At 60.4% G+C, this 13,062-nt stretch carries 12 protein-coding genes; 6 read left to right on the top strand and 6 right to left on the bottom strand.

Features of this window, described 5'->3' with window-relative positions; translation table 11 throughout:
• Positions 1-138 precede the first annotated feature (138 nt).
• Both GGD50_RS01245 and GGD50_RS01240 read right to left on the bottom strand, forming a co-directional pair.
• Entirely contained in the window at positions 139-2,076 is a 1,938-nt protein-coding gene (locus GGD50_RS01245) for a methyl-accepting chemotaxis protein (RefSeq protein ID WP_107107212.1), read from the bottom strand.
• A 231-nt stretch (positions 2,077-2,307) separates the two neighbouring features.
• The gene (locus GGD50_RS01240) at positions 2,308-3,315 is read right to left on the bottom strand and encodes a DUF4424 domain-containing protein (RefSeq protein ID WP_107107211.1); all 1,008 of its coding nucleotides are present in this window, start codon (positions 3,313-3,315) and stop codon (positions 2,308-2,310) included.
• Between the two features lie 126 nt (positions 3,316-3,441).
• Here GGD50_RS01240 and GGD50_RS01235 point away from each other — a divergent pair, with 126 nt between their 5' ends.
• From GGD50_RS01235 to GGD50_RS01225, 3 genes are all read left to right on the top strand, one after another.
• A complete protein-coding gene (locus tag GGD50_RS01235; protein ID WP_107107210.1) occupies positions 3,442-4,182 on the top strand; it encodes a TlyA family RNA methyltransferase in 741 nt (246 codons plus the stop codon).
• Positions 4,179-5,429: a class I SAM-dependent RNA methyltransferase gene (locus GGD50_RS01230; RefSeq protein ID WP_107107209.1), complete on the top strand. Its 1,251-nt coding sequence runs from the start codon at positions 4,179-4,181 to the stop codon at positions 5,427-5,429. Before GGD50_RS01235 ends, GGD50_RS01230 begins: the two co-directional genes overlap by 4 nt.
• A 340-nt stretch (positions 5,430-5,769) precedes the next feature.
• A complete protein-coding gene (locus tag GGD50_RS01225) occupies positions 5,770-6,087 on the top strand; it encodes a GIY-YIG nuclease family protein (RefSeq protein ID WP_107107208.1) in 318 nt (105 codons plus the stop codon).
• 260 nt (positions 6,088-6,347) lie between these two features.
• On the opposite strand, the gene GGD50_RS01220 is transcribed toward GGD50_RS01225, so the two are convergent.
• Positions 6,348-7,100: a crotonase/enoyl-CoA hydratase family protein gene (locus GGD50_RS01220; RefSeq protein ID WP_107107207.1), complete on the bottom strand. Its 753-nt coding sequence runs from the start codon at positions 7,098-7,100 to the stop codon at positions 6,348-6,350.
• 10 nt (positions 7,101-7,110) lie between these two features.
• Positions 7,111-8,889: an acyl-CoA dehydrogenase family protein gene (locus GGD50_RS01215; RefSeq protein ID WP_107107206.1), complete on the bottom strand. Its 1,779-nt coding sequence runs from the start codon at positions 8,887-8,889 to the stop codon at positions 7,111-7,113.
• A 226-nt stretch (positions 8,890-9,115) separates the two neighbouring features.
• Here GGD50_RS01215 and GGD50_RS01210 point away from each other — a divergent pair, with 226 nt between their 5' ends.
• Positions 9,116-10,117 (top strand): transporter, encoded by a 1,002-nt coding sequence (locus GGD50_RS01210; protein ID WP_107107255.1) that lies wholly within the window; start codon positions 9,116-9,118, stop codon positions 10,115-10,117.
• 76 nt (positions 10,118-10,193) lie between these two features.
• Here the strand turns inward: GGD50_RS01210 and GGD50_RS01205 are convergent, their stop codons facing one another.
• Positions 10,194-10,664, bottom strand: a complete 471-nt coding sequence (locus GGD50_RS01205) for a BA14K family protein (protein WP_107107205.1) — start codon at positions 10,662-10,664, stop codon at positions 10,194-10,196.
• A gap of 296 nt (positions 10,665-10,960) precedes the next feature.
• On the opposite strand from GGD50_RS01205, the gene GGD50_RS01200 reads away from it, so the two are divergent.
• A complete protein-coding gene (locus tag GGD50_RS01200) occupies positions 10,961-11,917 on the top strand; it encodes a glycoside hydrolase family 25 protein (RefSeq protein ID WP_245407418.1) in 957 nt (318 codons plus the stop codon).
• Here GGD50_RS01200 and GGD50_RS01195 read toward each other — a convergent pair.
• Positions 11,889-12,317 (bottom strand): ACT domain-containing protein, encoded by a 429-nt coding sequence (locus tag GGD50_RS01195; RefSeq protein ID WP_107107254.1) that lies wholly within the window; start codon positions 12,315-12,317, stop codon positions 11,889-11,891. The genes GGD50_RS01200 and GGD50_RS01195 overlap by 29 nt on opposite strands.
• A 100-nt stretch (positions 12,318-12,417) precedes the next feature.
• Here GGD50_RS01195 and GGD50_RS01190 point away from each other — a divergent pair, with 100 nt between their 5' ends.
• Positions 12,418-13,029: a DUF6656 family protein gene (locus GGD50_RS01190; RefSeq protein ID WP_107107203.1), complete on the top strand. Its 612-nt coding sequence runs from the start codon at positions 12,418-12,420 to the stop codon at positions 13,027-13,029.
• Positions 13,030-13,062 lie beyond the last annotated feature (33 nt).

Genomic DNA, 13,062 nt, shown 5'->3' with positions numbered 1-13,062 from the left:
CCCTTGGCCATTGCCGCCAACTAGTATCTGTCTCGCCGCGAAATGAGCGAGACAGATCACCGATCAAAATGGTTCTTCTGCCCGAGCCTCCGCTGCTCGGAAAAGCATCAGGGGTTCGGCGTCATAAAGACGCCTGGCTCAGAATTCCTCCCACTCATCCTGGGCAACGGCCGCCGCAGTGGCCTTGCCGCTGAACGCCTTGGCGACCGTGCGGCCCAATGCCCTTGCGGGCGAAGCAGCCGGGCGCGACTGGGCGGTGACGGCCGCCGGTCGCTTGGATTCGCGGGGCATGTCATTCAGGCGGAACTGGTTCAGGAGTTCATTAAGGGAGGCTGCCTCGCGGGCAAGAGCGTGGCTCGCCGCCGTCTGTTCCTCGACCATAGCGGCATTCTGCTGCGTGCCCTGGTCCATGTTGTTGACGGCGGTGTTGATCTCCTGCAGGCCCGTCGACTGTTCGCGGGTGGCGATGACGATGGCGCCGACGTGGCGATTGATCTCCTGCACTTCGGAAACGATCAGCTCCAATGCCTTGCCGGTCTCTCCGACCAGGGACACGCCGGTATTGACCTGATCGCTCGACGTGGTGATCAGCGCCTTGATCTCCTTCGCGGCATTGGCGGAACGCTGTGCCAGCTCGCGGACTTCCTGGGCGACGACCGCAAAACCCTTACCGGCATCGCCGGCACGGGCGGCTTCGACGCCAGCGTTCAGAGCCAGAAGATTGGTCTGGAAAGCAATATCGTCGATGACGCTGATGATGTTGCTGATCTCGCCCGAGGACTTTTCGATCTGCTGCATGGCGGAGACCGCCTTCCGGACCACGTCGCCGGACTTCTCAGCACCCTGACGAGCGCGTTCGACGAGATGGCCGACATCTTCGGCGCGCTTGGCCGAATCGCGAACGGTCGTCGTTACCTGTTCGAGGGCTGCTGCGGTCTCTTCGACGGCGGCGGCCTGTTGCTCGGTGCGGCGAGCAAGATCGTCGGCGGCCGAGCGAATTTCGCCTGCGCCCGCATTGATTGCCGAAGCATTGCGGCCGACCGACTGCAGGGCAGCTTCCAGCTTTTCGGCAGCATTGTTGAAGTCGGCGCGAACAGCGTCGAACTGCGACGCAAAGGTGCGGTCGAGGCGCGCGGTGATATTGCCGGAGGCAAGGGCGGCAAGTCCGCCGGCCAATCCCTCCATGGCGAAGCGGATCTCGCCCTCTTCGCGGGCCTTCTGCTCGTCGCTCATCTGACGTTGACGCTCGACATCGCCGCGCATGCGGTCGGTTTCGCCCGCAAGACGCAGTTTCTCGATCGCCGCATCCTTGAAGACGAGGACGGCATCGGCCATGCGGCCGACTTCATCGCCACGGCCGATGGCCGGTACGTCGATATTATGCTCGCCGCCGGCCAGGCGGCCCATGGCAGCGGTCATGCCGACGATCGGGCGAACGATGGTGCGTGCGAGCAGCCAGGCAAGCACGGCAGCGGCCAACGAGGCGATGATGCCGCCGGCGATCAGCGTCATGCGAAGATCGCTGTTCGCTTCGTCCTGCGTGGCTGACAAGGTATCAGCCTTGGCGCGGGCAGCCTGCTTGATCTTGGCTGCCGCCTCACGGAAACCATCGAGCTGGCCCTTCGTCTCGTTCTGGCCGATCTTGACGACCTGGTCGAGCGGCATGTCGGTTTCCTTGCGCGCCTTCATCTGCGGCTCGGCGAGCTGATGGAAATAGAGGTCGGCGGCCTTCTGCATGCCGTCGATCGCCGAAAGCAGGTCCGGCTGATCGGCGGCAACCGCCTTGGCGGCCGCCATGCTCTTCAGCATGCGATCACGATTGGTGCCGACGTCGCGATAGGTGCTGTCGCTACGCAGCAGCAGGAAGCCGCGCAAGTTGACGGCCTGCTCCAGCATGGCCTGCAGGGAATCGTCGATCAGATTGACGAGCTCCTGCGATTTGACCTGTTCGGCGGCCGCCCCGGTGGATACTTCTTCCTTGGCGTAAACGAATGCCGAAACGCAGGCGAAGATAGCGATAAGTGCGGCAAAGGTGATGGCGAGTTTGCCATTCAAAGAAAGGTTCTTCGCAAACATGGGCGAGCGCCTCCTGAGCGCTGGTCCTGGAGCACATCGACGAACCCCGCTGGGAGTGCGCGGCCGGATGCTCGAAAATTCAGGGAAGAGGCATGATTGGGCGCGAGAGGCGCAAAGCCGTCATGGCAGGCGATTATCCCTGAAGAAGACAATCGCAATCCTCTGCATAAGTAGATGCTACCGCTTTAAAATCATTTAACTCTGTGCGGCGCAAAAAGGTGCAGTAAAAGCCTAGTTCTGAGATACTGCGTTGAGGATCAGAATATCGAGATCGTGCTCGGGAGAAAAATCCTCTGCGCTCATCTGAAAGCTCGTGGGGCCGATCTTCTTGACGCCGCTGCCGCAGAAACTGACGTAGTTGTCCGGGCTGCCCTTATCGACCGTTAGTTGGAAATGCTTGATCGGGCCGGACCAGTTGGCGCCCGTGCTCAAAACATAGGAAATCCAGCTTTCGGTATAGCCGCGGCCACCCTTGTCGGAGGCATCGGATAGTTTGCCGGCGGTTTTGACGAAAGCATCATCCATGCAATATTTGGCCTGATAAGTCTTGAGCTGCTCTTTCTTGTAGTCGCCGTCGCCGGCAAAGGTGATCGCGACCGTGCCGCCGACACTCGGCTTATAGCGATGCTGCACGCTGATCTTGGCGCCGGCTGGAAACTTGGTGCGCCACCAGTAGGTGGTGTGCAGAAGCCACATCGGCGTCGGGTGATGCTTCATGCCCTGGCTGTCATTGTCGTATTCGTCATCGGCGATGAGGCCGCGAGCGGTCCAGTCCTCGAGCACATCGGCCGGCAGCTTCGCAACCGCATCCAGCGTGGCTTTGCTGAGCGGCAGTAGCGGAATATTGTGCGCCTTCAGCTCCGCCGTCATATCGATACCGGCGACAGTGACGCTCTGCTGCAATGTCGGCGTGATCGACTTGCCGTCCTGCGTGACGGTGAAATCGAGGAAATTGTCGGCATCGGAGTCGGCGATGGACACGATGCTGTCGATGTCGCCCTGAATATCTGGCATCGGAAAGGCGACGACGCTTTCGACATCCTTATCCGAGGTGTTCTGGAAGATATAGTCGACCCTCACCTCGGTCGGAGAGATGAAGAGCTTTTCGTCCTCCATGCTGATATCGCCGGTGCGGACATAGGCGAGGCCACCGGTCTTGAGTTCGGCCATGCTATCATTTGCCAAGGCCGGCGTGGCGAGCATCGCCAGAGCCGTCGCATAACCGCAAATCCCGCGCATTCGAGCCCCCATCTACCGCCGGTTTGCGGCGATTATGGTCAGATACCGCATAGCGTCAACGCCGACATTCGCCGCCATCAACACAAAACGCTTGCAACGCAGACCATTGCCCGGCATGGACAGCCCATGTCCGAACCGCAACGCCTCGACCAGCTCCTCGTCTCCCTCTCGCTTTTCGCCAGCCGCTCGCGGGCGCGCGACGCTATTCAGCGCGGCACGGTAACGGTTGACGGCAAGGTGGTGAGCAAGCCGGGGGCACTATTTACCGAAGATGCCGAGATCTCGATCGACGATCCTGCTCAAGACTATGTTTCGCGCGCCGCGCTGAAACTGGTGGCCGCGCTGGATCATTTCCAACTGGACCCCAAAGACCAGCACTGTCTCGATGTCGGCGCATCGACCGGCGGCTTCACCGAAGTGCTACTGCAGCGGGGTGCAGCGCATGTCACAGCTATCGATGTCGGCCATGGACAGATGCATCCGCGCATTTCAGCCGACCCGCGCGTCACCAATATCGAGGGCCTGAACGCCCGCAACCTGACGGCTGAGGATATCGGCAAGCCCACAACCTTCATCGTCTCTGACGTTTCCTTCATCTCGCTGAAGCTGGCGCTGGCACCCGCCCTTGCACTCGCAGAGCCGGGCTCGCACTGTGCGCTGCTCGTGAAGCCGCAATTCGAGGCCGGGCGCGAGGCGATCGGCAAGGCCGGCCTGTTGAAGGACCCCTCCTCCGCTCCGACGGTTGCAGCGGAGCTGGAACGCTGGCTCGTCGAGGACATGGGCTGGCAGAGCCTCGGCCTCATCCCCTCGCCGATCGCGGGTGGCGACGGCAATCAGGAATTTCTTCTCGCAGGGATCAAGCCATGAGCACCGAAACCGTGACCATCCAGAAGCTCGGCGCCCAGGGCGACGGCATTGCGCAAGGCACTGACGGACCGATTTATGTGCCGTTCACGCTGCCCGGCGAGACCATTGCTATTGCCCGGGTGAAGAGCCACGGCACATTGATGTCGATTGCAACGGCCTCGCCCGACCGGCAGGAGCCGCACTGTCGGCATTTCGGCCCCGAGGGCGTCAATGGCGCCTGCGGTGGCTGCACGCTGCAGCACTATGCGGATCAGCCGTATCGCGCCTTCAAGCGCCAGCTCGTGATCGATGCGCTGCGCTCCAAGGGGCTGACGCCCGAAGTAGACGACATCATCGCGGCCCATCCCGGCGAGCGTCGGCGTGTCGTCTTCGCCGCGCGTAAGACCGAGAAAGAGATGCTGATCGGCTTCAACCAGGCCGAAAGTCATCACATCGTCGCCATTCAGGAATGTCCGATTGCGTCGGCCGGGATCATGTCGCGGCTGCCGGCGATCAGGGCGGTCGGCGCGGCTCTCGCCGTCAGCGCGGAAGCGTTTCGCATCTCCGTTCTGGAGACGCTCTCCGGCCTCGACATCGCCGTCGACGACATCAAGAAGCTCTCCGACAAGCAGCGCCGCAGCGCCATCGAGACCGTTCTCACCCTTCGCGGCATCGCCCGGGTCTCGTTGAACGGCGAGATCCTGGTCGAGCCGATGAAGCCGATGGTCGAGTTCGGCGGCATCCAGGTTTCGCCACCGCCGGGCGCCTTTACCCAGGCGACGAAACCGGCGGAAGAGGCCATGGCCGAGCTGGTCGCCGCCCATGTCGGCAAGGCAAAGCGCATCGCCGATCTCTTCGCCGGCAGCGGCACGTTTGCGCTGCGCCTGGCGCGCACCGGCCGCGTGCATGCCGTCGAAGGCGAAGACAAGCCGCTGGCAGCGCTCGACCATGCAGCGCGCAACACGCCGGGGCTGAAACCAGTAACGACCGAACGCCGTGACCTTTTCCGTCGGCCGCTGATGGCGCAGGAGTTAAAAGCCTACGACGCCGTCGTCTTCGACCCGCCGCGCGCCGGTGCGGAATTCCAGAGCAAGGAACTGGCTCGCTCCACCGTCAAAAAAATCGTCGCCGTCTCCTGCAATCCGCTAACGCTCGCGCGCGATCTGGCCCTGCTTGTCGAAAGCGGCTATCGCATCACGAAAGTAACCCCGATCGACCAATTCCTCTGGAGTTCGCATGTCGAGGTGGTGGCGGCGCTGGAGAAGTGAGATTTCCCTGCCGAAAGCCTGTGGCCGACCCTCGTGGTTCGAGACGGCCCTATGGGCCTCCTCACCATGAGGGCGGAGGGACACCCTCATAGATCATCCTGCGACACTCTCGGGGCTTCGCGCCTCGCAATGGGCGTGGAACGAGAATCACCTCGTCCCGCTTCCTTCGAAAAAGTTAGGATGTGGGATCTGCTGAGTTTTGAAAGGCCAGGAGACTAGCCCTCATGGTGAGGCGGGAGCAAAGCGACCCTCGAACCACGAGGGCGGATGAGGGAAAAGATTTGCTCGCTCAATACACTTAATGGTAGCGAGCAACTCGTTCCAATTTGAAAGCTCTGCCATGGAAGCCACCGTCTACATCCTTCGCTGCAGCGATGGCTCTTATTATACTGGTCTCACCAAACAGGAGATCGAAGCGCGCGTCTGGGAACACAATGCGGGCATCTACGATGGCTACACCGCTAAACGCCGGCCGGTCGAATTGGTGTTCCATGAAATCTATGACCGTATCATTGATGCCATCGCCCGCGAACGGCAGATCAAGGGTTGGTCACGCCGAAAGAAGGAAGCGTTGATTGCCTTGAATTACGAAGCGTTGCCTGCCCTGTCGCGACGCGGACCCGCCGGGCATAAACCGAGTGGAAATGACCGGGATTAAGGGGCCAACCCTCGTGGTTCGAGACGGCCCTGTGGGCCTCCTCACCATGAGGGTGGAGTGACCCGTCGGTAAAACACCCTTCGATAAACTCAGGGTGCAGAGCGATTTTCCAGCTTATATCGAAATACCCCGCTCCGCCCCAAATGTGTGGAAGGGCCAGCTTAATCTTCTTCAGTCGAGCACAAAGCCCAGCCCTCATCGTGAGGAGGCCCACAGGGCCGTCTCGAACCACGAGGGCGGATGAGGGAAAAGAATATCCCTCACCGTTTCATGAACGCCTCGAATGCCGCCCGAGCCTCCGCGCTCTTCAGTTGCGCCGCAAAGTGCCTTGCCTCTTCCTCGATACGGGCGAGAACGTCTTCGGGGGAGCTTCGCATCAAGTCACGAGCGATCCGTAGGGCCTCCGGCGGTTTGGCCGCAAGTTTGGCGGCGAGCGACAGGGTTTCGGCTTCCAGCGCTTCCGGCGTGGTGATTTTCCAGATCAGGCCGGCCTCTTTTGCTTCCGCGGCGGAAAAGCCCTCGCCGAGAGCGAGTAGAGCGAAAGCGCGTTGGTGGCCCATGACACGGGGTGCGAGCAGGCTGGAGGCGGCTTCGGGGACGAGGGCGAGATCGACGAAGGGGGTCTTGAACAGGCTGCGGTCGGAGGCGATCGTCAGGTCGCAATGGAGATGAATCGTGGTGCCGATGCCAATCGCCAGGCCATCGACGCCGGAGACGACGGGCTTTTTCGCGGTCGCCAGTACGGCCAGGAAGTCCAGAACCTCGCGGCCCATGGTGCCGCTCATGGCGAAAGCCAGGAAATCGGCAAGGTCGTTGCCGGCGGAAAAACAGCCTTCGCTGCCGAGGAAGGCGATGGCGCGGATATCTGAGGTCTCATCCGCTGCCCGCAGCGCGTCGGTCATTGCCTGATACATGGCGCGGGTGAAGGCATTTTTCTTTTCTGGCCGGTTGAAGCGGATCACCTGCACATGCGACGCGGTCTCTGGGCGTTCGATCAGGATGTGGTCGGTCAAATCTATATCCTTAGGCAAGAGCGATGCGCGCAGCTTCGAGGCTGGAAGCGCCGGCGACGATGCGATCGGTGAGCGCGGTGGTTTCGGCCAGCATGTTTTCCGCAGCAAAGCGGCAGAGGGCGATGCGCTTTTCCCCCTCGCCGTCCGCAACATCAGCCAGACCGCCCTTGGCGAGATAGCAGGCCGTCAGCACGAGACCGAAAAGCCGCTGATAGGGTGTGGCGCCTGACAGGGCCTCGGCGATACGGCCCTCCGCCTGGCGTGCCAGCAGCCATTCGCTTGCCGCTTCGAGATCGGTTATGGCGGCGTAAAGCCGAGCCGCCGTCTCGCCGAAGCCGTCCAGATTGGATTTCTCGACAGCATCGGCGATCTCGCGCAGCTCGTGGGTGAAGCCACGCAGATGGTCCCCGCCGGCGATTGTCAGCTTGCGCGTCACAAGATCGATCGCCTGAATGCCGTTGGTACCTTCATAGATCGGCGCGATGCGGGCGTCGCGCAGCAGGCGGGCGGCGCCCGTCTCCTCGATGAAACCCATGCCGCCATGCACCTGGATGCCAAGCGAGGCGACATCGACGCCGGCGTCGGTGGAGAAGGATTTGGCGATCGGTGTCAGCAGAGCGGCACGCCCCTGCCAATACGATGCCCTGCCCTCATCGCGATGCGACATATCGATCGCCTCGGCGCAGGCGTAGCAGATGGCGCGCGAACCCTGCGTCAGCGCCTTCATCGTCAGCAGCATGCGGGCAATGTCGGGATGTTCGATGATTGGGCTCATGCCTGTGGTCGTCGTACCCGGCGCCCGACCTTGCGTGCGCTCTTTTGCGTAAGCGATGGCCTTCTGTGTCGCAGCCTCGGCGATGGCCACGCCCTGGATACCGACGGCGAGACGGGCATTGTTCATCATCGTGAACATGCAGGCCAGCCCCTTGTTCTCCTCGCCGATGAGCCAGCCAACAGCACCCTTCTCGGATCCGTATTTGCCGTCGCCATAGATCATCGTGCAGGTGGGCGAGCCATGGATGCCGAGCTTATGCTCCAGCGAATGGGCGAAATAATCATTGCGGGCGCCGAGCGAGCCATCGTCGCCGACAAGGAATTTCGGCACCAGGAACAAGGAAATGCCGCGCGTCCCCGCCGGAGCATCCGGAAGGCGGGCAAGCACGAAATGGACGATATTCTCCGCGGCCTCGTGATCGCCCCAGGTGATGAAAATCTTCTGGCCGAACAGGCGGTAGGTGCCGTCGTCACGGCGTTCGGCGCGAGTGCGTAGCGCGCCGACATCGGAGCCGGCATGCGGCTCGGTCAGGTTCATTGTGCCGGCCCATTCGCCGGAAACCAGTTTTGCCAGATATTTGCGCTTAAGGTCTTCGCTGCCGTGGGCGAGCAGTGCCTCGACTGCGCCCATGGTCAAGGTCGGTGCGAGACCAAAGGCCATGGACGCGGAATTCCACATTTCCAGCGTCGCGATATTCAGCATATGCGGCAGGCCCTGACCGCCAAATTCCTCCGGCGCCGTCAGCCCATTCCACCCGCCGGCAATCCAGTCGCGATAGAGCTGCTCCCAGCCAGGGGGTAGCACCACCTTGCCATCGACCAACTTCGTGCCCTGCCGATCGCCGATCTCGGCCAGCGGTTCCATCACATCGCCTGCAAAACGGCCGGCTTCGGTCAGGATGGCGTCGACGACATCGCCGCTGAGATCGCCAAGACGTCCGTCTTCCATCGCCCGCCCCATGCCGGCGACATGCTTCAGCGTAAACGCGATTTCCTCGACCGGCGCCTTGTACATGGTATCTTCCTCCGCAATGACGATGCCAACAGTCTACCTCACCCAGGCTATTGGCCACATGACGTTTATAGCTAATTGATTTTTACGTAAACGTCAATTTTGAGGTTTCGTTTGAAAGCAAAATTGCGGCATATCCGCCTCTCTATAATCGCAGCCGGGACTTGCATAAACAACTGTCATGAACAATGACTATGGCAATTGCCTTATGGATACGAACAACCCGGCCATGAACACGATCACGTCAGCCACCACGATACCCGGCCTCGTCTGGGCTTATCGCCTGCGTCCCGGCGCGAGTAAGCCGGAGCGGCTGTCCGAAGATACCGAACGCGCCGCGCTGTTTGCCGAGGACGGTTTCCTGTGGCTGCATCTTAGTCTTGTCGATGCCCGCGTGCCCGCCCTTTTGGAGGATGCGCCAGGTCTGAACGAAGCTGCCCGCATGGCGCTCACCACGCATGAGACGCATGCGACCCTCACCGTCGACGAGCAGATGCTCTATGGCACGCTGGTGGATTTTCAGCGAGAGTTCGATCAGGACACGCGCGACATCGGCTGGCTGCATTTCGTGCTCACCGACCGCATGCTCATCACCACCCGGCTGCAGCCGCTGCGCAGCGTCGAGCGGGCGCGCATGCTGATCGAAAAAAACGCCGCCAAATTCACGGGGCCGCTGGATATCTTCGAACTGCTGGTCATCGAGTTCCAGCGCAGCCTGATCTCGCTGGTCATGGAAATGACCGAGGAGCTCAACCTCATCGAGGATTTCGTCTACGAGAACGCCCCGCGGGACGAACGCCGGCGGCTCGCGCCCATCCGCCGGACGATCGTGCGCCTGCACCGGCATCTACGCACCGTTTTGTCACTGATGCGGCGCGCTGCAGCATCCGATGACGAAGAGATGCCGCTCGGCTTCGAGGATGTCGCCGGCCGCTTGACCGGCCGCCTGGAGGCGGTTGATCACGATGTTTACGCGCTGCAGGAGCGCGCCAGACTGCTGCACGAAGAAATCGACTCGAAGCTTTCCTCCGAGATCAACCGCCATCTCTACATTCTATCGATCATGACGGCTTTCCTGCTGCCGCCAACGCTGGTCACCGGCTTTTTCGGTATGAACACGTCAAATTTGCCATTTTCAACCGGCGGCGGCGGCACGGAATATGCCGTCGGCCTTATCATCGCATCGATGGTGTTATCCTGGTGGCTGCTTAAGCGGGTCAACATTCTCTGACGGCATCATATCCATTCATAAAAAACCGCCCGGCGAATGACCGGGCGGTTTTTTATGGATGGACCAAATCTCTTGCTCAGAAGTAGGGCGAATAGCACTGCTGCCGGGGGCCGCGATTGGGCTGGAACGTATTGTCGTAAGCCCGGTAGGAGCGGTAGCGCGCCTCGCACCATTCGACATGGCGCGGGTTGATGTCTCCAGCCGGGGCAACATAACGAGGCTGGCTGGCAATCGCGCCGCCGATGATGGCTCCGGCGCCAAAGGCTGCCAACGGGTACCAATAGCCATCGTAATAGCGATAGCCATAACGATAGCCGGGATAACCGCGATAGCCGCCATACCAGCCACGGCGATAATACGGATAGTACCCGCCATGATAACCGCCATAACGGCGCCACTGAACCTGCTGAACGTCTGTTGGGGCGGCCTTGTCTGCCGCCGCAGCGGGCGCGGCAGGCATCTGCATTGCGAAGGACGGGGTGAAGCTCGTCAGAGCCACCGCGGCCGAAACAGCAATGGTCGCAATTCTTGCACGGAAACCAAGCATTTACATCTCCATTCCTGGCTTATTTTGTGCTCAGCAAATAACGTTCCGTATTGGGGAAGGTTCCCCAAGACAGGGTTCGAGTTACCTGCCGCGCGGCGCCTCCAATAAGGACGCGCCAAGACGCAGCGGTGGCGCATAGTTCTTCCTTAAATCACGACCAATTTAAGGGCTATGCGCGGACCCCACGGAGGTCAATCTATAACGATTTCATTCTTAACCAAGGATTAACCAGCAATCCTTACCATTATTTCATGAAGGGATACCGGCAGACTCACCCTCTGATTTGCAGTTTCCTGATGGTTCTGGCGCTGCTGGGACCGGCTTCCCGCCTCGCGGCCGCTGAAAACCAGCCCTGGAACGATCCCCAGAACGCCCTCATCGTCGATGCCTACGAGCTGAACACCATCGATTGGGATCAGCTTTTGCAGGACAAGCGCATCGCCGCCTTCATCTCGAAGGCTTCCGACGGCCTGCCAGAAAGCTTTAGCTGCACGGGCGATCATGCCGGCGACACCTTTGCGCACTGCAAGACGATGTGGCGTAAATATGCTGTTAGCCGCGAGCTATTTCAGACGCGCCGGATGCTGGCGAAGACGAACGGCCTGCTCTGGGGCGCCTACCACCTTGGACGGCCCGGCAACCCCGTCGACCAGGCCAATCATTTTCTGGATTATGCCGATCCAAAACCGGACGAGTTGATGGTGCTCGATATCGACGGCATGGACACGACCCAATTCATGTCTCTGGATGACGCACAGGTCTTCGTCGGTCACATCAAGGTCAGAACCGGCCGCTATCCCATCCTCTACACCAATCACAACACCGCCCGGTATATCGCCGATCATCGAGAGGACTATCCGATCCTGTCGCGGTTGCCGCTCTGGTATGCCCGCTACAAGCCGGATGTGACAGGCACCTTTCCGCTCGGCAATTGGGACAATTATGCGCTCTGGCAATTCTCCTCATCCGACAATTGCTCGGAGAAGACCTGTCCTTACCGGGTGCCGGGGACACTTACCGATATCGATGTCAACGTCGTTCAGATGACGAAGGTGCAGCTCGCCAAGATATGGCCACAGGGCGATCTGCTGCCCGCCAAACCGGAGCCGGCCCCCATGATCATAGCCAAGGGACCGAGCTGTACCGCACCGCTGCAGACGCTCGTCTCGCTGATGGTCGATCCCATCGTCACCGCAGCGACCACCCAGCCGAAGCCGGTCGAGATCAACGAGTTGAATTATCAGGATTTTTAGAGCGGTTGGAGAGCGCCTTCAATGCCGCCACGGCACGCTCGGCATCGGCGGACGGCACGAAGATATGGTCATGATAATAGGCCGCAATGACATTGGCGCTGATGTCCTCGTTTCCGAGCGCCGTGGCGAAGGCGGCTGTCAGGCCGACCGCTTCCAGCAAGGAGTGGACGTCGAGGCTGATCATTCGCATCGCGGGTTCAGCAGGAAGCTTCGCCTGCCGGGCGGCGTCGATCGGAAGGATCAGCGTCATCCCTTCCTTTTCCTGAAACATCCCGATCGGCTTCAAATGGGCGTAGTCTGACAGCGCTGAAGGCGGCAGGCTGCAAAAAACGAATTCGCCTTCGATGAGATTCGGTTCCATGCTGGAAATCAGCAGTTTGAGATCGGTGATACCCGGTATGGTTCTGATCCTCCTCAAACCGTGAGCGCTGGGCGCGCTTAAGCCCGGCTCAAGCTAGGCGATCTATCAACTTGTATCCATACCCAGACGTGAGTGCCGCATGGCCAAGCTCAGATATTTCGACGCCAAGAAGCCCGCAGAGCCGGAACCGGAATTGCCGGCAGCCGCGCATAGCGAATTCCTGCGCACCGGCCGCATCACCCGCGACAGGGCGCATTGGCTGGCCGAAGAACGGCGCTATCTCAGTTATGAGGAAGTGGCCGAGCGCACGGCGAATAAGCTGCGGAATGCCGGCGAAAAGACCCATGACCGGCTGAACAGCTTTCACCAATCGATTCGTTTTCCGAAGCTCATCTTCCATCACACACTGAAGGACACGCCGCATCTCGGCTATTGCCATGTCACCGCGGCGCGAACCCAATTCGCGCAGTATGAAGAGGTGAGCTGGGCCTTCTACATCGCCAACTTCTTTGCCCGCATCGGCCAAAACGACAATTTCTTCGAGAATATCAGCCTGAAATATTCACGGATGTATTTTGCCGTCGCCGTCCACCCGGATCAGGAATCGCCGGAAAAGAAACTGACGATCAATCGCGAGATCCGAGGCAACGGCGTACTCTTCCACACGCATGATCCGCAGATCGCCGTTCGCAATGTACTGCTGCTTGGCGCGCGAAACGAACAGCTCCGCGACATCATTCGCCAGCTTTGATCATTGATCCCCAAACTTGAAAAGCATAAGAAC

Origin of the sequence: Martinezella paranaensis (genome assembly GCF_014200235.1) — a bacterium.
Lineage (GTDB): Bacteria > Pseudomonadota > Alphaproteobacteria > Rhizobiales > Rhizobiaceae > Rhizobium > Rhizobium paranaense.
This window is presented reverse-complemented; position numbering and strand designations above follow the sequence as displayed.

Coding starts and splice junctions, on each gene's coding strand:
- GGD50_RS01215 (WP_107107206.1), bottom strand. CDS start 8,889: ATGTACAAGGCGCCGGTCGAGGAAATCGCGTTTACGCTGAAGCATGTC.
- GGD50_RS01235 (WP_107107210.1), top strand. CDS start 3,442: ATGTCCGAACCGCAACGCCTCGACCAGCTCCTCGTCTCCCTCTCGCTT.
- GGD50_RS01200 (WP_245407418.1), top strand. CDS start 10,961: ATGGTTCTGGCGCTGCTGGGACCGGCTTCCCGCCTCGCGGCCGCTGAA.
- GGD50_RS01205 (WP_107107205.1), bottom strand. CDS start 10,664: ATGCTTGGTTTCCGTGCAAGAATTGCGACCATTGCTGTTTCGGCCGCG.
- GGD50_RS01240 (WP_107107211.1), bottom strand. CDS start 3,315: ATGCGCGGGATTTGCGGTTATGCGACGGCTCTGGCGATGCTCGCCACG.
- GGD50_RS01225 (WP_107107208.1), top strand. CDS start 5,770: ATGGAAGCCACCGTCTACATCCTTCGCTGCAGCGATGGCTCTTATTAT.
- GGD50_RS01230 (WP_107107209.1), top strand. CDS start 4,179: ATGAGCACCGAAACCGTGACCATCCAGAAGCTCGGCGCCCAGGGCGAC.
- GGD50_RS01210 (WP_107107255.1), top strand. CDS start 9,116: ATGAACACGATCACGTCAGCCACCACGATACCCGGCCTCGTCTGGGCT.
- GGD50_RS01245 (WP_107107212.1), bottom strand. CDS start 2,076: ATGTTTGCGAAGAACCTTTCTTTGAATGGCAAACTCGCCATCACCTTT.
- GGD50_RS01190 (WP_107107203.1), top strand. CDS start 12,418: ATGGCCAAGCTCAGATATTTCGACGCCAAGAAGCCCGCAGAGCCGGAA.